Below are 20,422 nucleotides of genomic sequence, written 5' to 3'. Positions count from 1 at the left end.
AAGCTAATTTTTGATAAAATTTTTATGAACAGTGACTAAAATCCTCCCAACGCCTCAATATTCTCTCGCACGCTCCCCATCTCGAACACCGCAGAGCCTGCCACTGCTCGCGTGACGCCTACTTCCGCCAATCGGCCGACGGTTTCTAGATTCACCCCACCATCCACGCTCACTGGCACACCAGGGAACAGCGCTTTCACCTCAGCGATCCTCGCCAGCACCCGCTCATCAAACGGCTGACACTGAAAACCCGCGTGAGCAATGCCCATGCACTGCACAACACTGATATCTTCTCTGTATTGCGCCGCGACAGCCGCGACTCGCTCCGCAACAGTTTCAACACCGACAGCGATACCAATCTCCACCAAACCACGACAGGTGCCAATGATCCGCCCCAATTCAGCCATCGCCGCAGCAGTATCGGCCGCCAACGCATCCAAATGAATAATGACGCGACTTGCGCCAGCCGTCAGCCAGTCGCCGAGCAACTTTTCCGGCTCATGCGCCATGAGATCGATCTCAAAATCAAAATCCTCCCAGCCGGGCAGGCCTCGCTCTTCACGCAAAATCGCCTCGAAAGACTGGTCGGCCTTACGATATGGCCAGGTGGCATTCGGGGTGTATTTGCCATCGCAAATATCAATCTGGATGGTCGTGAGTTCGGCAATAGAGGCCGCTCGGACCTGAGCAACCTTTTGCTCGAGCTCCGCGAAATGCGCTGGCAGGATGGCGGGAATGATCTCCATGACCCTATTCTACTCTATTTGGTCAATCTGCTCTATACGACGGACGTGACGTTCGCTTTCCTTCTCCGCTTCTGGGCCTTCACCAACAAACGGCGTATCGAGCCAAAGCTTCACGGCTTCTTTTGCTTCGACGACGCTCAAAAACCGGGCGCCGAGCGAGAGGATATTCGCATCGTTGTGCTTGCGCGATAAACGGATAATCTCCAAGTCTTTGCCATAGTAGACAGTGGCACGCACACCAGGAAAACGGTTCGTGACCATCGCCTCGCCCTGTCCGGAACCACCAATGACGATAGCTCGACGCTTCACAGGGTCGGCCGCGATAGCAAAACCGACCGGAGCCATGATCGGCGGATAATCGTCGTTTGCATCAAAAGCGTGTGCGCCCATATCTTCGGTCTCGTAGCCCAGCCCCTTCACGAACTCGAGCAATTGCCCCTTTAGCTCAAAACCGGCATGATCGGCAGCGAAGAGGATCGTGGGTTTGAAGTCTTTTTTCATTGATTTGATATTGGTCTTATTTTAGCACACCGCGCGGCGCCACACCCCTTGTGTCTACTTTTTGGTGGTGTATACTTTATGCATAGTTGGCTTCGGCCTTACCCTCGTGGGAGGGAGAAAGTATGACGATTGACAACAAACGCACAGGTGATATCATTACTCTACAAATGGCCGTCGGGCCCCCGAGAAATCCCGCCACGTGGCGGGATTTCGATTTTATCAGCCTACAGGCTTGGAAAGAATCGTTGGACACGAAGAATTACTTCCCTAAAATGTTCTTCTGACATTTTATAAACATACCGCTCCAATCGCTTAGAACTCATCAATCGGAGCTGAGAAAGGATAATGACGGATCCTTCTTCACCAAATATTGGAAAGTGATACTGATTTTGCTTATGAGATGTCGTGAATGGCAGTGCCCAAAACACGTCCTTATTAAATTTCTTTACGACCAACATTGGACGCTCGAAACCCTCGCCGCCATCCTGTTCGTATCCGACATTCAAACCAAGCGAGCACCACCACACCTCACGCTCATGAAAAAACGGGATGTATTCTTTTCCGTGGATGTATTTTTTCTTCTCATTCCACCTATCGAAATCTTTTTGAGGCATTCGCCTATTATAGAAAATATGCGATAGAGAAATCGCAAAGAAGTGCTCAAGAAATGCCTAAGAAATATTAAAGTTTCAATGAAGACTGGGAGATGCAAGCGCGGCGTCCTTTTTTGACCTAGCCAACAAAGAGGAGCCTACAGTGACGGAAAGAAACCAGAGAGGGATTAGAAAGAAAAGCTGCATCATAATAAATAGCCCCTGATCACTACCGCCTAAATACCCAAGAAATACTAGGCCAAGGAGCCAGATGAAGCACACGGAGGTCATGAAAAGATAGACTCTGTGTTTGGTGTTGTCAGACACCGAGCGCAATCCGTAATGCAGATAAGCCGAAGCAAACAATGCTAACATAAAAAAGAATCCACAAAACAATTCGACAAAGTCATCAAAAAAAGTTCCCTTCACAAAGATAACATTTACAGCAAACCCGGCTGAAGCCACGAATAACAACACGTACACCCATAGGAAAAAGTTATTTAGCGCTTTTGTCATAACTAATGAATCATTACAAATAAAATGCTTCTGACGACCTGCTACTTCACCAACCTCCCCGCTTTCACCACATGATCAACAAGGGTATAGGTGTACCCCATCTCGTTGTCATACCACGCCATAACCTTCACGAGATTGCCGCCCACAACGCGAGTGAAAGCGAGATCAGCGATGGAGGCATGCGGGTTGCCGATGACATCGCTGGACACGAGCGGCTCTTCGGTGACAGTAAAAATACCCTTCCAGCGCGGGTCGACAGCGGCTTTTTTCAAAAACCCGTTCACCTCTTCTGCGGTGGTCGATCGGCTGGAGACAAATGTCACATCCACGATAGAGCCGGTCACTACCGGCACACGCATCGAGACACCATCAAACAACCCCTTCAAATGGGTCATGATCTTGGTCACCGCGATAGCAGCGCCGGTCGAAGACGGCACGATATTCTGCGCGGCGGCGCGCCCCTCCCGAAAATCTTTCTTGCTCGGCCCGTCCACCAAAGCCTGGCTGGCGGTGTAGCCATGCACCGTATTGAGCAGAGCTTTTTCAATACCGAGCGCCTCGTCCAAAATCGCCAACAGAGGGGAGCCGGCATTCGTAGTACACGATGCGTTCGAAGAGATCTGGCAGGCTGCGAGCTTCTCTTCGTTCATCGCCATCAATACCGTCTCGCCAACAACTTTCGCGGCACCGGCACTAGCGTTTGCAACACTCGCGGCTGCCGGAGCCTCATCCTTCGCCGGCGCCGAAATCACCACACGTTTCGCTCCCGCATCTAGATGCACCTTCGCCTTCTCGAAGCTGGTAAAAAGTCCCGTGCACTCCACCACCACATCCACACCGAGCTTGCCCCAAGGCAATTTCGCAGGATCTTTTTCGCTCACAAAAGCGATCTCGCGACCATTCACAAATAGTGCTGGCTGGCCCGCCAGCGGCGAATGCAAACCAGTCGCGCTCACCACACCGACCTGAACATCCAATCCGCTGCCGCGATACGCCGTGTCGTACTTGAGCAAGTAGGCAAAGTTCTTGATATCACCAAGGTCGTTGATCGCCACAATCTCGATGTCAGCAAGGCGTTCCGGTGAAAAAGCCACCTTCAAAAAGGCTCTGCCGATACGGCCGAAACCGTTGATTGCGACTCGTATTTTTGTTGGTGTATTCATGTCGATGCGTGTGTATTATATGTCTATAGTATACCCTACTGGCTCCACTCTATTGAGAGCCTTGGTGGAGTACGGCTGTTCATTGCGGATCAGTGGTGGGAGCTGAAGCTTCCACGACAACAGGCTCATCTACGGGAGCGGGAGCTTGTTCAGGGGCTGGTGCCGGAGCTGGCTCCAACACTGGCTCTGATGTCGGCGCAGGAGCAGGTTCTGGTACTGCTGCGGGCGTTGGCTCAGGGACCGGTTCAGCCACCGGCTCAACCGCCGGTTCAGCTGCTGCTGGAGTAGAAGTCGGAGCAGGAGCCGGTTCCGCAGCAGGATCGATCACTTCGACCGTACGGATAGCTTCAGTGCGATTCCCCGCTCGATCGACTGCTGAGTAGGTGACGGTATAGGTCCCCGGCAAAGTAGTGTCGATCTGATCGCCAGCCACAGTAATACCAAGATTATTATCCAAGTTGTCCGTGACCATCGCACCCAAGTCGAGATATGAAGCATTCTTCTGGACCTGGGCTGGGTTGTTGCCGTTAATAGAGATCACTGGTGCGACCGTATCAGCCGATGCGTTTCCGGTAGGAGCGCCGCAAGTGCCCTTTTGCTTGTCCCATTCACCATTAGTGATCGTGACACAATAGGTGTCGCCAGTGGCGGTATCCTTGAACTCAATACCATTCTTCACCGAAGCGGTATTAGTCTCGACACGGTCAAATGAGCCGAGGGTCGCGGTGATCTTGGTCACCACCCATTCGCTCGCCGAACGAAGTGCGACCAACACCTGGTCGACCACGGCAGAAACCGAGCCGGTAGAAACGCTAGTCGTCGACGAAGCAGTAGTCGAGGCCAATTTCAGAAGCAGGTCGATCTGCACCTGCTGTTCTTGGATGGCCTTGGCGAGTAGGGCGGTCATGTCTTCATAACGAACACCTCGAGGAGACTTGCCGTTTGCCTCCGTGAAGACGAGTCGGGATTCGACCTTCGCCACTTCTTCCGCGATAAAGCCGATGCGTGGCTGGTTGTTGCTGTTGAGATCGAACGAAACCGGTCGCAACTTGTTCACCAGAGCGAGGCCGCTCTCGAGAGTCTCAATGTTGTGCTTGAATCGCTTTGAGGAGACGGAACAGGTCTGTGCGCCAGTGTTCACCGTGATCTCAAAGGTAGTTGGGTCGATACAGACAGCAACCGGAGTGCCGGTGCTCAAGCTCAAATTTTGCAACGCCACCGAGCCGTTGACGGAAAGCTTTGCCCACGGGGTAGTCGTGCCGATCGCCACTGCGCCTTCCACCAGCAGATTACCCTTGCCGATCATGGCGAGATCATCAAACAAAGCCGACGGCAGAACAGTGTTGCCGAGAGCCCAGCTGCCGGCGCCAGCAGTCTCATCGAAAGGACTTGCGGCATCGTCGGTATAATAGTTGTAGGTGTAGCCGTTCACCGTGTCGCTCTTGAGAATACGATAGCCGTCGGCACCGCTGGCTGGAGCGCTCCACGTCCATCGGAGGTCGTAGGTATGCAGGTCACTATTAACAGTGACAGAAGCAGTCGCATACGTCTGCGAGTATACTCGGCGGCTGTTTATCACCTTGTACGCATAGATACGGACCGCATGATTCTCACCATTCGCGGTGTAATTGCCGGTGCCTACGTTTATCTCAGAAACACCACCACCGGTTGGGGCGCCGACAATGTACGAGCTCGAGCTTGCCACGCTGAATTTCCAACCTGGAGAGGTCGTGGCGATACCAACATTCCCCCCACTTGTCGCAAAGTACGCACTACCCGTCGAACCAATCTGGGTGGTGGAAGCGTTGGCGCTGAAGGTTTGAAGAGCGGTCCACGTATTTGCAGCGGAAAGCGATACGCCCCCAGACCCGCCGACACAAGATCCATTGATCGCGAAGCAGCCACCAGTGAGATTGAGTCCATTCGCAAATGTTGAGGAGGCAGTGGTGGAAGAAATGTTCAAAATATTTGCCGATAGACCTCCAACCAAAGAAGATGTCGCCGCCGAGGTACCAGTAAAGTAGCTGCCAATGAAATTGTTGCCCAAAATATCTCCAGCGACCGAAAGCTTCTGGCCGGGAGAAGTGGTGCCGATACCAATATTCCCCGTCCCAACAGTCGAGCCCGTTCCGTTCCCTGTACCGTAAATCAAGTTACCGATATTGAGCCCGCCGACAGAATCAGTAGAGGTAGCGTCAATGTCATAGCCGATAATAATATTGTTGGAACCGGTAACCAACTCATTACCTGCCTGATACCCAAGCAACAGGTTGTTCGAACCGGTGCTCAATGCCACCCCCGTCTTGTACCCCACCATAGTGTTAGAAGTGTACGCCGCCCCACTCGCTCCATAGCCAGATTGATAGCCGATGGCGACCGATGTGGTAGCTGAACGCACCTGATACATAGCACTGCTACCGAGGGCAACATTTTGATTGCCAGTACTATTGAGATACATGGCAAAAGAACCTACAGCGGTGTTATCGTTACCGATAGTATTTGCATTTAATGCATAGGAACCCAAAGCGTTATTACCACCACCACTGATATTGCTATATAACGCAAGACTACCGATAGCATTGTTGGATGACCCTGATTGAGCTTGACCCATCGCCGCATATCCGATAGCAATGTTATCCTGACTAGTGGTGGCAATATTCAAGGCGCTTGCACCAATCGCCACGTTTTGGGAACCAGTGGTATTAGCCTGCAAGGCTCCGTACCCAAAAGCGTTGTTGTTTGCGGCAGTGCTATTGTTGAGGAGTGCATACGTTCCAAAAGCGACGTTACCAGCTCCTGTTGTATTCAATTGCAGAGCACGATGACCGAATGCGTTGTTGTTGCCACCGCTAGTCACGGCCGACAAGGAACTCTCGCCGAAGGCGTTATTATATGAACCTGTCATTGTGGTTTTGTATGTACTAATCGCTCCGGAGCCAACACCGTACGAACTGAAGGTCGTCGAAGCGACCAATGCATCAACACCGTTTATTCTGTATGCCCCGCTTGGAATGATGTCCACCGTGTTCGCCGTCGTGTTCACCTTCCCCACCCCGATTCCGCCGGTAAAGTAGCCGTTGCCTGCGACAGAGAGTGTGGTGGCGGGAGAAGTGGTGCCGATGCCGACGGAGCCAGTAGTATTAGAGATACGCATTCTTTCAGTCGCGTTCGTTCCAAAGACCATTGGATAATTTCCGATACCGTATATCTCAAAGGCTCCCGCAGTAGCTGTTTCTCCTGCAAACAACTGCACAGGATAAGTAATGCCTGATATTCCTGTACCCGAAGAACCTTGTCGTACCCCGAATGTCGTATTCGAAAGATTTGTCGTGAGCGATAGCATGGTTCCCGTAGTAGCATCGTTGGCGGGGGAACTCGCCGAACCAAGGACTTTCAGAGACCCTGCTGTGGTGTTTACCATTCCGACACCAAGACCTGTAGTGATGTATGCGGAGCCAGCGACCGACAAAGTGGCGGCGGGAGAAGTGGTGCCGATGCCGATCTTCCCGCTCGACAACGTGGCTCCTGTCCCATCCAATCCTGTACCGTAGATCAAGTTGCCAATCGTAAGCTGGTTGGAAGCGGTAGCTGTTGGTACGGCCACGTCGTTGCCGATGGCAATGTTGTTGGAACCGGTGGTAACTTGGTTTTGCGAAGCAGAAATAGTAGATGGGCCGATCAGCACATTCCGAGCACCAGTAGTGACACCGTAGCCAGATTGGTAGCCGAAGAGGGTGTTGTAGTCGGAATTCGCTTGGATAACTTGTCCCGCTTGATACCCGACAATAGTATAACCTTGCGCGCCACTAAAGTTTGATCCGTTTCCTCCTGCCGCCGAGTAGCCAATAGCCACTGTGCTGGTTGCGGAAAGATTTGAATGAGAAGCATAGGCACCGAGGGCGACATTCGAGAGTCCGGTGGTATTTACCGCAAGTGCGGCCTCACCAAAAGCGGCGTTGTAGGAGCCGGTAGTGTTGGCGCCGAGTGCCGAACGCCCAAACGCGCTGTTATTGAGACCTGTAGTATTGGCATCAAGGGCAAGCGCGCCGAAGGCGTTGTTGGCGCTTCCCGTGGTATTCAAAGCAAGGGCTTGGGAGCCGAATGCACTGTTTTCGGATGCGGTTGTATTGGAACCAAGAACACTGTACCCATACGCGGCATTATTTCCACCCGTCGTATTTGCATACAAAGTGTTGTAGCCCGTAGCCGTATTTTGGGCGCCGGTCGTATTTAAACTAAGAGAATACGCTCCGATTGCTGTGTTGCCATTGCCTGTTGAACCATTTGTTGAGGCACCCTTGAGCGCTTCGAAACCGATAGCGGTGTGGTCATTGCTCGATGTCGCATACCGGAGCGCGCCTTCGCCGAGTGCGGTGTTTCGAAGTGCTGTCGACAAGAGATTTCTACCAGCGAGATATCCGACCCCAATCGAGTTGTTCGTTGTAGACGCCTGCAAAATAAGATTGCCGTCGATGCGGTAGCCGCCAGTGACACCGCTCGTAGTGATTGGTCCAGTGAATGTGGAAGCGGTGGTGGAAGTCGCCGTAAAATAACTCCCGATAATCGCATTACCCAAAATGTCTCCGGCAACCGAAAGCTTCTGGCCGGGAGAAGTGGTGCCGATGCCGACGTTGCCACCAGTTGCAAAGACAGTCCACTTACTCGTATCGCTAGTGCCTGCAGGCGCTATGACAAAAGCTCCTTGGCTTCCTCCACTAGGATAAAGGATGGCTCCACCCGCATTGGAAAATACACTAAAAGGATTATCCGACTGTTGTAGAATATAATTTCCTGCCGCGTTACCTACTTGAACGTATCCACTAGCCTGAAAAGCTCTTATATTGCCCACAACATCTAGTTTCTCTCCAGGTGATGCCGTCCCAATACCCACATTTCCACTCGCATCAATCAGGAAAGGTGTGCTGTCGGGGGAAGTCGTGTCTTCCACTACAAAGCTGGGGTTAGTGCCAGAGTTGGTGACAGAGAGTCTACCCCACGGAGTGGACGTACCGATACCAGCACTAGTTGGTCCGAAAGTTGCAACCAAATCAGCAGAACTCAGATTTTCAGCAAGTACTCCGCTTGATGCAAAAATATCCATCATGCCTCCATTACCGCTCACGAATCTTTGACCGAGACCCACTTGATACGCAACGTCGGAGTCGTAACGCTTTATCTGGATAGCAGCATCACCATCACCAGTGGCCTTAACCGTTAGTCGTGAATCAACATCTGTCGTGCCAATACCCACATTGTTTGTCGAATAGTCATAAACCAAACCAGAAGTTTCGATCGCGAGGCCGCCAGCAAGTGTCGAGGTTGCAGAAGCCGAGCTTGCCACGAGTGCAGAGCCGGTAACAATACCAGATGAAGTGAGTGCACCTGCGAGAGTTGAAGCGGTAGTTGAAGTCGCCGTGAAGTACGAGCCGATAATATTGTTGCCCAAGATGTCGCCGGCAACAGAAAGTTTCTGCCCGGGAGAAGTGGTTCCAATACCCCAATTTCCACCAGCCGTGATAACCGATTTGAGAACCGGTGTTGCGTCGTTACTGTAAATATCGAGAATGTTGGCGGTTTGCGAAGCGGTCGGCTTCAAAGCAAAAGTGATCACGTCGGTGGCGCTGCCTGCCACAGACAACTTAGCGTACGGTGAAGTTGTACCGATTCCAACACTCACAACATTTCCTAAGACCAGACAGCTTGAACAACCAACAGTAGCATTGGCCCCAAGAGCAGTAGCATTGGTCAGCCCAGAAGAACCCACATTGGAAGATACACCGATGAGAGTGTTAGCAGAACCCGTAGTGTTCGTGATGCCGGCAGAATATCCGATACCGACGTTGTTGGCGCCAGTCGTGTTCGCACCAAGAGCCGCGGCTGAAGTACCATCACCACCGACAGCTACGTTTCGTGAACCAGAGGTGTTCTGGGTAAGTGTCCCTGATCCGACACCGACGTTTCCAGAACCAGTAGTAACAGCGCCCGCCATTACATAGTAACCAACACCGACATTGTTTGATGACGAAGCTTGATACAAAGCCTGGTTACCGATCGCAACGTTCCCATCTCCATAACCGTTGAAATAGAGAGCGCTGACGCCGAGGGACGTGTTGTAGTTACCGGCAGTGTTTACTACCTGGGATGCGGCACCGATAGCAACATTTTGTGTACCAATTCCGACATTGACAAGTGCACTCGGGCCAATACCGATGTTGTTTATACCGGTTGCTGTCGTGTTTAGCGTAGAAGGTCCAGCGCCGGCAAAATAGTAGTTAGCAAGGGTGGTTGAAGCGACGATCATGTTTGAGCCGTTGAACTTATATGCTCCTGTATTGGCGACATCAATCGTATTCGCCGTCGTGTTCACCTTTCCTACACCAACTCCGCCAGTGAAATACCCACTCCCCGCGACAGACAAAGTGGTGGCGGGGGAAGTTGAACCGATGCCCACATTCCCTCCGGTCAAGAAAGTGACCCCGTCGCTGTTGTTTTCTCGGAAAAAAATACTTTTACCTGTTGGACGATTTACAAAAAGATTTGTGTCACCCGGACTACTTGCAAAGTTATATCCGGATGTATCGAGCGTATTCCCGGCCAAAGAAATTGCTCCATACGCATTGCTTGCAGTATATTCTCCGATGGTCACATGCCCGGTACCGGAACCTTTGACGTCGAGTTTCGCACTAGGACTCGCCGTCCCGATGCCCACATTGTTTGTCGAGTAGTCATACACCAATCCCGAAGTTTCAATGGCAAGGCCGCCAGCGAAAGTGGAGGTTGCCGATGCAGAGCTTGCCACAAGCGCCGAGCCAGTGACGACACCAGATGAGGTGAGTGCGCCTGCGAGAGTGGAAGCTGTGGTGGAAGTCGCCGTAAAGTATGAGCCGATAATATTGTTCCCCAAAATGTCTCCGGCGACTGAAAGCTTCTGGCCTGGTGTGGTTGTGCCGATGCCGACGTTGCCATTATCAAGCACCGTAACCTTCTCAGCATTACCAGAGTCTGCTAGAGCAAACAATCGACCCGTACCAGTCCCCGTACCTTTTACCGCAAAGCGAGCCGATGGAGAGGAGGTGCCGATACCGACAAAGTTGTTTGTCGTGTTGGTGAAGTTAGTTGATGTAGCAAAGATGACACCGCCGAGGTTCATGTAGTAGGACGTGTACGCTTCAGGAACATCAATGTTGTAGCCCAAGAGGATGTTGTTTGAACCGTACGAGTTGATGCCTTGTGCAGTGACTCCGCCAATGTAGGTGTTGTTTGTTCCACTGTTATTTCCAAAGCCTGCAAAGTGTCCTAGAAACGTGTTTCCTCCACCAGTAGTCTGCTCACCAGAACGGTATCCAATTGAGATGTTTCCATCCACCGCCGTAGCTACTCTCAACGCCTGATAACCCATAGCGATGTTGTATCTTCCAGTGGTGTTTGAGGCAAGTGGACCTGCAGTTGAACCTGCAGAGCCAATAGCAATGTTATCTGTTCCGTAGGTATTAGCTTGTAGGGCGTATGAACCAATTGCTGTATTTCGGTCTCCCCAAGATGCACCCGAACCCATCGCATACGCTCCAATCGCCGTGTTGTTTGATGACGAAGTTGCTTGGTACAAAGACTGAACACCGATAGCAGTATTGTTGGTACCTGTATTCAATGCATACCCTGCCGTAAGCCCGAGAGCCGTATTGTAACTTCCCGATGTAACACTCACGAGGCTTTGGGAACCGATAGCTGTGTTGAAGCTACCTGACGTAAGACTGTACAACGAACTGACACCCACACCAATGTTTTGTAGACCAGAGAGTGTAGTAGCGTTTCCAAATGAACCTGAGCCAATACCAATATTGTTTGTGCCCGTTTGTGTGGTATTGATTGTACCTGGAGAACCAGCAGCGCCGAAATAATAGTTTGCAAGTGTGGTTGAAGCTATCGCAATGTTTGTGCCGTTGATACGATACGCACCTGGAATGGTGTTAGTACCGAGGGCGAGGTCGGCGGTGTTCGCTACGGTGTTTAGTTTCCCTACCCCGAGACCAGTGGTGATGTATGCCGAGCCGGCAACCGACAAAGTCGTAGCGGGAGAAGTGGTGCCGATGCCGACGTTTCCGTTACTTAAAATTTTCATACGCTCCGTCATGGTAGAACCATTCATTACTCCAAAGGAAAGAAAGTATCCCGACAGCGCTGAACTATACCCTGTCCCTATAGCCGCAGCTCTAGTACCGGAGTCAGAGATATCTAATGCACTGTAAATTCTATCCAAAGTACTTACAAACACGCTACTGTCTATATTTTTCCTCTCCCAATCTGTTGCGGAAGCACCAGTGTTTGTAAAAACATGTAATTTTGAGGTTGGACTCGCTGTCCCAATTCCCACATTGTTCGTCGAGTAGTCATAGACAAGTCCCGAAGTCTCGATCGCAAGCCCACCGGCAAAAGTCGAGGTTGCCGAAGCAGAGCTTGCGACGAGTGCAGAGCCAGTGACAATACCAGACGAGGTGAAGGCGCCTGCGAGAGTCGAGGCTGTTGTTGAGGTGCCGGTGAAATAACTCCCGATAATATTGTTCCCCAAAATGTCACCCGCCACGCTCAATTTCTGGCCGGGAGAAGTGGTGCCGATGCCGACACTACCCTCGATGAGCGCCCCATTGGTAGGTGGAGTCTGGCCACCACCACTATATGAATTGCCTACTCGTAGACTCCCGTCGACAGAAACCAGCGAACGGTTTGTGTTATTGTAACGGCCGAGATGGATCTCCTGAGTTGACCCTTCATAAATAATGATAGCGTTATTTGTCGGACCACTGATATAAAGAGATTGTGCTGTCCCTCCATAAGAAAGGATGGATGCGCCACCACCATTATCATTAAATCTTAAAAATGAACCGGTACCCGCGGTATAATCCATTGCTTCAAAAGTACCCGCGACCGAGAGCTTTCTCGATGGAGAGGTGGTGCCGATGCCGACAGAGCCAGTCTGGAAAGCGTACTTACTTGCATCAAATTGAATTGGTACCGACTGACTTAGTGCACGATTGTATGCCTGTACCATACCCCAAGTAGTCGAGCCATCATTATATGTCCCAATTTCTAATGCCTTGTCGCTACTTCCATCAATAAATCGGGCAGTTGTATCTGAGCCATTGCCAGCTTTGACAAGCAACTTGAAGCTACTGAAATTAGTCGTCGTCCCAATTCCCACTGCCCCAGAACCACCCGTTGCAAAATATGCATTTCCCGTCGAGCCAATCTGGGTTGTGGAAGCGTTGCCAAGTGTGGTGAGGCCAGTGACGGTGAGGAGGCCTGCGATGTTTGAGGTGGCGGTCGTGGAAGTCGCCGTAAAATAACTCCCGATAATATTGTTCCCCAAAATGTCTCCGGCGACGCTCAACTTTTGGCCGGGAGAAGTGGTGCCGATGCCGACGTTGCCTGCGGCGGTAATTCTCACTTTTTCTGTATTCTGGGTTGTGAATCCTATTTCGTTAGTGGTAGGTAAATACATACCGTCATTTCCTGCTCCCATTCCATACGCTGCATCATTATCATTTCCAGCTCCTGAAGCAAAACTACCAGTAAGTGTGAACGAAGAGCCTGGGGAATTTATTTGATAACCACTTTCTCCAATTTGGAGAATGTTACTGGAATACCCAGCTATCAAAAGAGGAGAGGAGCCACCATTGTATTTACTGTAAAGACCCGCTCCATCTTGAAGACCGATTGAGTTAGCTGGTAAGGTTGCGGCCGCCCCTGGCATCATAAGGCGAGAATCAAGAGTAACATCTCCGGTAATATGGGTGGTTCCACTTATATCAAGCTTATACCCTGGACTCGCCGTCCCGATACCCACATTGTTCGTCGAGTAGTCATAGACAAGTCCCGAAGTCTCGATCGCAAGTCCACCGGCAAAAGTCGAGGTTGCCGAAGCAGAGCTTGCGACGAGTGCAGAGCCAGTGACAATACCAGACGAGGTGAAGGCGCCTGCGAGAGTCGAGGCTGTTGTTGAGGTGCCGGTGAAATAACTCCCGATAATATTGTTCCCCAAAATGTCACCCGCCACGCTCAATTTCTGGCCGGGAGAAGTGGTGCCGATGCCGACGTTGCCACTCGAGAGCGCTGTGAAGACGCTCGCGGAGCTTTGTCCGACGAGATTCAAAATATTGCCGGCGCCCGACTGCGTGAGGGTGATGAACGCACTCGCGGTGGAGGTGGAGTTGTTTGCGTCGGTGCGGAGGAATTGCGTGTCGTTCAAGCCGTTGAGTTGCTTGGCCTGGAAAGCGGCTGGCACGGCACCGAGAATTTTTCGCGGCGACATTTCACCGTCCCAGGTCGGAGTGCTCGCGGAACCGCCGATGTTGATGCTGAGGTAGAGCGGCTGATTGAAGTCGACACTGGTGAGTGCTGTGGTGCTGCCGAGCATGGTGCTGAACAGGCCGCTCGTGACGGTGATACGGCTGTCCGTACCAGTACCGGAACACGAAGTACCCTTACACCAGGTCTCGGTCCAGATCGCCGTGCCGCCAGTGAGCGCCGTGTACAACTTGAACTCGATATTGTACGAACCGTTTGACACAGACACGTTGGATGTGTCGGTGAGCTTGCCTTGGTAGTTGATCTGCTGGTTGAAGGCGGCTTCAGCGATGCGGGCCGCCAAAGGAGCGCTGAGATTCGAGCTGAGGAGGATATTTTCGAAGGTCGGCGAGAAGACAAAATTGAGTAGGAAAAAGAGCGTGAAAGCTTTTTTTGCAACAGCAGAAATTGTGTGAAAAACACGCTTCATTGCGAATCGTCGTTTCCGCCCGATTAGCCTTTATTTTAGCAGTATTTTGCCGATTCAGACTGTGGATTATTATGGCTGTTTTCTAAAAAAACCTCACTATTTTGCGGAGCGCAAGGGTCAGGAGAATCAGGGTGATAAAAATGGCTAATACTAAGGGTTTTTCCACACTTTTAAATTGACTTTTTGCATTTTTCAGGACATTTCGTAAATTCGTTTCCGGCTTTTTCACGTTCAAGGCGTCTTGTGCGGTGATATTTCGTAATATATCAGAGTGATAGTCAAGAATTTTTACCTCGACATCGTGACTGCCGCTTTCACTCGGCGCCAAAAAAGTCGCTTCATAAGCCGTACTTGCCGCATTGACACTGAGGAGAAAACTCATGGTGCTGTTAGCCGGACCGGCAGCATTCGGAATAGCTTCCGGGGCCGATCTCGACGGCGTGATATGCACCAAAATGGTCTTCAGGACTTCGGGGAATTTCTCATACGGTGCGGAAATGGTAATCCTCTCCCCCGCCACCACAACAAGACCGGTCTCGGAGAGCCTGTGGACGAGCTCGCCGCCGTTGGCGTCATACAGCGTCACCGAAAAATCAGCGGCGGCGAGCGCCGCTAGATCAGCCACTGATTGTGCAGAGCGACTCGGCCTGTCCGGCGCTGTCGCACCGCCAAACAAACCGCGTGTCGTCGCGACGGCGCCGGACGAATACGTCCCATCTTTTCGTTTCGCGAAAATCGTATAAAAATATTCACTGACATCTCCAACCGCAAATGCATCGGTGACATTTTCCGCCCCACCTTCATACACTACTCGACCGTCGAGCGGATCTTTCGGAAAACCGAATGGCGATCGCACTACACGCACTTCGGAAAAATCTTCTGCATCAGGATTTTCCCATTGGATGAGAATTTGTCTTTCAGTCGGCGTCGACACCGGCTTAAGAACCACGGCCGAAACATTTTCCGGCAAGATACGTTCCGGCTCGACAGGCACCGCATAGGTGCCCTGATACCCGGACACTCGCCCATTTTCATCCCGCACCGTCAGGCGGTATAAGTACGTTTTTCCTGGCACAAAACCCGGCACGGCTTCTTGGTACAGATACCCAAAATTATCCTTATTCTGAGCCATATTTATGGGCAAACTCACCCTCCCCATTTCATAAAAAGCGGTCTCGCCCCACTCAAATACCGCTGACGTCGGCGCGGATGTTTTCCATTGGAATACTGTGCGCGTATTTGGCGATTGTCCGGCAGAGACCAGCACATTCCCATCGAGCAGCGACGGTAATTCGCTTTGGTTTACCGCCGGCGAGAGCGGTCCGTTCGGCATGCCGTTGGCGAAAAAAGAACTCGCCGAAGATGAGGACGAGGACGACGTAGCGGTATCTGAAGTGGTGGTGCTTGTCGACGTACCGTTGTCGACCAGCAATTGAACCTGCACGGAATCAGCGGCAGTCGCCGCAAGTACCTTGCAAGAGATCACAAAAACAAGCACGCTCGCGAAAGCAACGTGGCGCAAGCCGAAGTCGGAAAACACGGACTGTGTCATTGTCATATTATAACGTCGTTGCCGTCACGATGATAGTCGCCTCATACACGCCGGAGTCTTGGAAGCGCGAAGCACCGATACCGACACGGTATTTGATCGTCGTATCAGTCCCGGATGGCGTATTGGCAGACGCACTGCTCGCCACTTGCACATTGCTCGTGCTGAAGGCATCCCAACAGGCATCGGCCGTCGTGCCGCTCCCTGTGTTGCAAGCCGAACCGTTGTCTAAAAATCTCTGTACCACATGTGTCCCTTCTGGGGTGTATGCAAACACCGAAGCGCTCGAGCCTACAGAGAAAGCAAAGTCCGGATCTGAGGTCGCGGGGGTATAATTCGGAATAAAACTACCATTCAGCTGCCCGACCATGGCCGGTGATGCCGCGGACCGCACGGAAAGCGAATATCCTGTCGAATTGTCTGTCGTCACCCGCCACGTCGTTGACCCATTACTCGTACCGCCACTGAAGCCGCTCACGGCCTCCATCGTGACATCGGACGGACTAGTGATCGAGATGCTGGAGTCGGCCATTTGTTGGTATCCACCATTCACGGCATAGGAGGCACTCGAGGAACGCCCACTCCCCACCTCGCCGATCGTGTCTTGACTAGCGTAGCTTGCACTTTGCGAATCCAGTCCGCCAATATTCAGTGAGTCGCGCTCGATCTGATAATTACCGCTACTCATTACGGCGGAAAAAACATTCGCCGGCAGTGCGGAAAAAATCGTGCCGATGCTAAGGATGAGAATAGTGATATTCCTCATAAAAGCCTTATTATTCCTTGCGTTTTCGGAATTCAAAATGAGTGACAACGTAGCGAATCGCCAGGACAATCAAAAGAAGTACAATGAATATTTCTAGCAGTAACATTTTCGGAATCACCCAAAATGAAACGGTTTGGGTATCGCTGATGTCATTGGAGTTTTTGTATCCGCGATAGAGCTCCACACTCGCCGTATATCTGCCGAGCAGAAAACCCGGCTGCCATTCCACCTCACGATAGCGGAGCGAACTCGGCAGAGAAAAATATGCATCGACCGGCACTTCACTGATGGTTTCTCCGAAGAGGTTGGTGACGCGCAGACGTCCATATGGCACAAGGTGCACCGTACCGGTATTTTCAAACAAGACTTCAAATGTTGAAGGGCCTTTTTCATAAAACAGCTGCTGGGGTCCGGCAATACGCACTTCCTTCAACTGCCCTTCTTCTTTCACTTCGCCCTTCACGCGCACAAAGAACAAGGCGCCGAGCCGAGAGATGACACGCGCACCGCCAACATCCTTTTGCAATTTGCTCGGCGCGTTGGAAATGATTACCGCCGCGTAGTGGCCGCCTGGAGAAGCGTTGAGCGGGATCTTGATCTGGATCGGAATAGCGATCTTCTGTCCGAAATCGAGCTCGAATTCCGTAACCGCCGGCAACAACGCATCTTTGAATGGATACGGACCTTTAGCTTCGCCAAGCAATGTCACAGGATTGATCGGATCGCGATTTCCTTCAATATCCTCGGTCTCGATCCTAAAATTGATCTTGCGTGGATTGCGATTGGTGACAAAAATCGTGCGTGTCACCGTCTCCCCCGGCTCGAGATACACGTCGATCTTCCCCGGCTCGAGCACGAAGTCCCCAACAGGCTCAACATTGACCGCACTGATCTGAAACGGCGAAACGGCGGCCTCTGCCAAAAACGGCACGGAAAAGAAGACCGCGGTCGCAATGAGCGGGAGAAAAATGAGAGCGGAAATTTTTCTCGTGGTCTTGGGCATGGTGTTTATTGTGTGGTAGCAGTCGCAGTGACGGTGGCGGTATACGTTCCGGAAGCGATGAAGAAGTTGCTGCCTTGTTCGACTGCATAGCAGGCGACAGTATCTACACCAGCGGCTGTCGTGGTGGAAGAACGCGAAGCCAATGTGCGGTCGGTAGTGCGCAAAGATGTGTATTTCAGAGCCGTAGATGGTGTACTCGTTGCACCACAACTACTATCCGAGCCATATGTTGCCGTAGTGACATCCGTACCGTAACCGCTATAGCCGAATTCAGCAGTGTTTGCACCCATACTACCCCACAAAGCTGGCGTGGTGACACCGGCGGTGTTATCCGCGATGACCTTGGTGTTGTCGGAATCTTGCTTCATGGCCGGGGTCGAAGACGTAGCGGATTTCAGAGCCAATGTATAGCCGGCAGCATTGTTGGTCTTCACATTCCACGTCGTAGTGGCGATGGCTTTTGTCGTCGAGATGCCGATAGTGGTGCTCATCGTGGCGTCGGCCGGCGAAGTGATCGAGATACCGGCACCCACATTCAACGTCACCACGACTTCATCCGTTGCCGTAGCGGCGACGAGGAATGATGGTTCGATCGCCGGAAATAGCGCAAGTGCGAGCAAGCTACCGATGAGCGCAAGTGCTAGCGTTCTGGAGAGAGCTGTGATTGTCTGTGTTGATGTTTTGATCATTAAATGTTTTCGTGGAATAAAACCTCCTACTTCTTCACTGGCACCGCGACATACAAATACTTTTCACCTTCAACCCCTCGGAACACCGGGATAATCGTCCCGGATTTTTTTGTAGCATCCGGCACCACCTTCACGGTATCAGAAAATGAATCTTGAATGAGAGCTTGTTGCTCTTCGTCGGATAAAGCGGCGTCTGCCTCTGTCACCACCAACACCTGCGAGACAGCTGCGGCGGATCGCTCCACTTCAACATTCTCTACCGCACCGGTGAGTATACCGAAGGCGTTGTAGATGTTGGCGAACGAAAGATGCTTCGCCGTGGCCAAGACGTCTTTGGAAACGTCGGCAACTTGCCCAACAGCGCCTGAAGCAACATCTGCAACCACCTCAGACATCGCGACTATCTGCTGACGTCCATCGACACCGAGTGAGAGCGAATAGCCCGCTGCCACGAGGAGTCCGACTGCTGCAAAATGGCTGAATTTGCTGGTCATGGATGATATAAAGGCTAAATGCTGATTAGTGTCATTATATCGCAAATCGCCTTTTATTTAGGCCAAAATGTGGGGATAAGTCGTACTCTAGGCGCCGAGTAATTCGAGAGTTATTTTCTTCAGGATCTCAGGATTCGCGCCGCCTTTTGTCGCCTTCATACCCTGCCCCACCAAAGACTGCAGAGCCGCGGCTTTGCCAGCTCGATAATCGGCGACGGCTTTGGCATTTTGAGCGATGACTTCCGCCATGATTTTTTTGAGCTCGCCTTCGTCATTTTTCTGGATAAGGCCGCGTGCATCGGCGATCACCTGCGGAGTACCGCCTTCGGCATACATGATGGCAATAATATCTTTTGCCGCGCGTGAAGAAAGCTTTCCATTGGCGATCATTTGCAGCAGCTCGGAGAAAGCGGTCGGCGCAATCTTTGCCAACATTTCGACCGAGATTTCACCCTCCACTGCGGCCGCCTTAAGCAAGCCGATGTAGTCGGAAAGAAGATAGTTCGCCGCAAGCTTCACGCTCTTTGGATCAACCGCACCCGACGTGGCCGTGCCATTGGCAGCCAAGCCGGCCAAGATCGCTTCAAAATACGCGCCGACCTCTGGACTGCCGACCAGCATCTCTGCCTCTTTTGGCGTGAGACCGTACACCTTTTGATACCGCTCGCGCTTTTGCCACGGCAATTCCGGCAACTCAGCCTTGAGGGTCGCGAGAGAAAATTCTGAGATCTCGCTGATGTACAGCTTCGGTAGGTCTGGGTCAGGGAAATAACGATAATCGTGAGAATCCTCCTTGGCGCGCTGGGAAAATGTCGACTGCGTTTTTTCGTCCCAACCACGGGTTTCTTGGACGATCTTTTCTGCAGTAGCCGAGACAGACGCCGCGCCACCCTCGCTCTTTGCGCGCTCGGCTGCATCAAGGATCTTCGTATGTCTCGCGATTTCGTACGCGATAGCACGCTCCACTGCTCGAAACGAGTTGAGATTTTTCACCTCCACTTTCGTGCCGAATTTGGTCGCACCCTCTGGAGCAATGGAGATATTCGCTTCCACACGCATCTCGCCTTTCTCCATGTTGGCTTCGCCAGCACCGAGGCTCTGGAGGAGGAGCTGCAATTCTTTCGCGAAACGAGAAGCGGTCTGCGCATCATGGATCACCGGTTCCGTGACCAATTCCATGAGCGGCAGGCCGGCACGATTGAAATCCACCAAACTGTCCGCACCAGTGTCGTGAGTCGACTTCGCCGTATCTTCCTCAAGATGAATACGGGTCAATGCCACACCATCAATCTCCCCACCCTGCACGAGCGGATATTTGTATTGGCTGATCTGATACCCCTTCGGAATGTCGGGATAAAAATAATTCTTGCGGTCAAATTCGGTAAAATCCGCGAGCTTGCCACCAGCCGCCGCACCCATTTTGAGCACGAGCTTCACGGCCTGCTTGTTGATCACTGGCAAAGTCCCTGGATGTCCCATGCACACCGGGCAGACATTCGTATTTGGTATTTTTTCGTCGGTATTGTTCGCGCAGGCACAAAACATCTTCGTCCGAGTCGCGAGCTCTGCATGTATCTCCAAGCCGATTGTGGGAATATACTTCGTCATACCACTATTCTCTCATATCTCTG

Annotated in this window: 12 protein-coding genes; all 12 read right to left on the bottom strand. The window is 51.8% G+C overall.

All coding sequences use genetic code 11. The features are described from left to right. Positions 1-35: 35 nt before the first annotated feature. The 12 genes from AAB391_04090 to gatB all read right to left on the bottom strand — a co-directional run bounded on the left by AAB391_04090 (position 36) and on the right by gatB (position 20,399). Positions 36-746: a hypothetical protein gene (locus AAB391_04090; GenBank protein ID MEK7645465.1), complete on the bottom strand. Its 711-nt coding sequence runs from the start codon at positions 744-746 to the stop codon at positions 36-38. Between the two features lie 9 nt (positions 747-755). After that, positions 756-1,247, bottom strand: coding sequence for an RpiB/LacA/LacB family sugar-phosphate isomerase (locus AAB391_04085; GenBank protein MEK7645464.1), 492 nt, complete (start codon positions 1,245-1,247; stop codon positions 756-758). Between the two features lie 224 nt (positions 1,248-1,471). Beyond that, positions 1,472-1,861, bottom strand: a complete 390-nt coding sequence (locus AAB391_04080) for a type II toxin-antitoxin system PemK/MazF family toxin (protein ID MEK7645463.1) — start codon at positions 1,859-1,861, stop codon at positions 1,472-1,474. Between the two features lie 75 nt (positions 1,862-1,936). Then, on the bottom strand, positions 1,937-2,356 hold the full coding sequence (locus AAB391_04075; GenBank protein MEK7645462.1) for a hypothetical protein: 420 nt from the start codon (positions 2,354-2,356) through the stop codon (positions 1,937-1,939). 41 nt (positions 2,357-2,397) lie between these two features. Continuing rightward, positions 2,398-3,519, bottom strand: coding sequence for a glyceraldehyde 3-phosphate dehydrogenase NAD-binding domain-containing protein (locus tag AAB391_04070; protein ID MEK7645461.1), 1,122 nt, complete (start codon positions 3,517-3,519; stop codon positions 2,398-2,400). 79 nt (positions 3,520-3,598) lie between these two features. After that, positions 3,599-14,290: an immunoglobulin-like domain-containing protein gene (locus tag AAB391_04065; GenBank protein MEK7645460.1), complete on the bottom strand. Its 10,692-nt coding sequence runs from the start codon at positions 14,288-14,290 to the stop codon at positions 3,599-3,601. Positions 14,291-14,372: 82 nt separating this feature from the next. Beyond that, a complete protein-coding gene (locus AAB391_04060) occupies positions 14,373-15,848 on the bottom strand; it encodes a hypothetical protein (protein ID MEK7645459.1) in 1,476 nt (491 codons plus the stop codon). Between the two features lies 1 nt (position 15,849). Continuing rightward, positions 15,850-16,605, bottom strand: a complete 756-nt coding sequence (locus AAB391_04055; protein ID MEK7645458.1) for a hypothetical protein — start codon at positions 16,603-16,605, stop codon at positions 15,850-15,852. A gap of 10 nt (positions 16,606-16,615) precedes the next feature. Continuing rightward, positions 16,616-17,608: a hypothetical protein gene (locus AAB391_04050; GenBank protein MEK7645457.1), complete on the bottom strand. Its 993-nt coding sequence runs from the start codon at positions 17,606-17,608 to the stop codon at positions 16,616-16,618. Positions 17,609-17,613: 5 nt separating this feature from the next. Further along, positions 17,614-18,297 (bottom strand): hypothetical protein, encoded by a 684-nt coding sequence (locus AAB391_04045; protein ID MEK7645456.1) that lies wholly within the window; start codon positions 18,295-18,297, stop codon positions 17,614-17,616. A 26-nt stretch (positions 18,298-18,323) separates the two neighbouring features. Then, on the bottom strand, positions 18,324-18,791 hold the full coding sequence (locus AAB391_04040) for a hypothetical protein (protein ID MEK7645455.1): 468 nt from the start codon (positions 18,789-18,791) through the stop codon (positions 18,324-18,326). 87 nt (positions 18,792-18,878) lie between these two features. Next, positions 18,879-20,399 carry an Asp-tRNA(Asn)/Glu-tRNA(Gln) amidotransferase subunit GatB gene (gatB, locus tag AAB391_04035; protein MEK7645454.1) on the bottom strand — a complete coding sequence of 507 codons (1,521 nt, stop codon included), beginning with the start codon at positions 20,397-20,399 and terminating at the stop codon, positions 18,879-18,881. Between the last annotated feature and the right edge of the window lie 23 nt (positions 20,400-20,422).

Source organism: Patescibacteria group bacterium (assembly GCA_038065315.1).
Lineage (GTDB): Bacteria > Patescibacteriota > Minisyncoccia > Phycocordibacterales > JBBTRF01 > JBBTRF01.
This window is presented reverse-complemented; position numbering and strand designations above follow the sequence as displayed.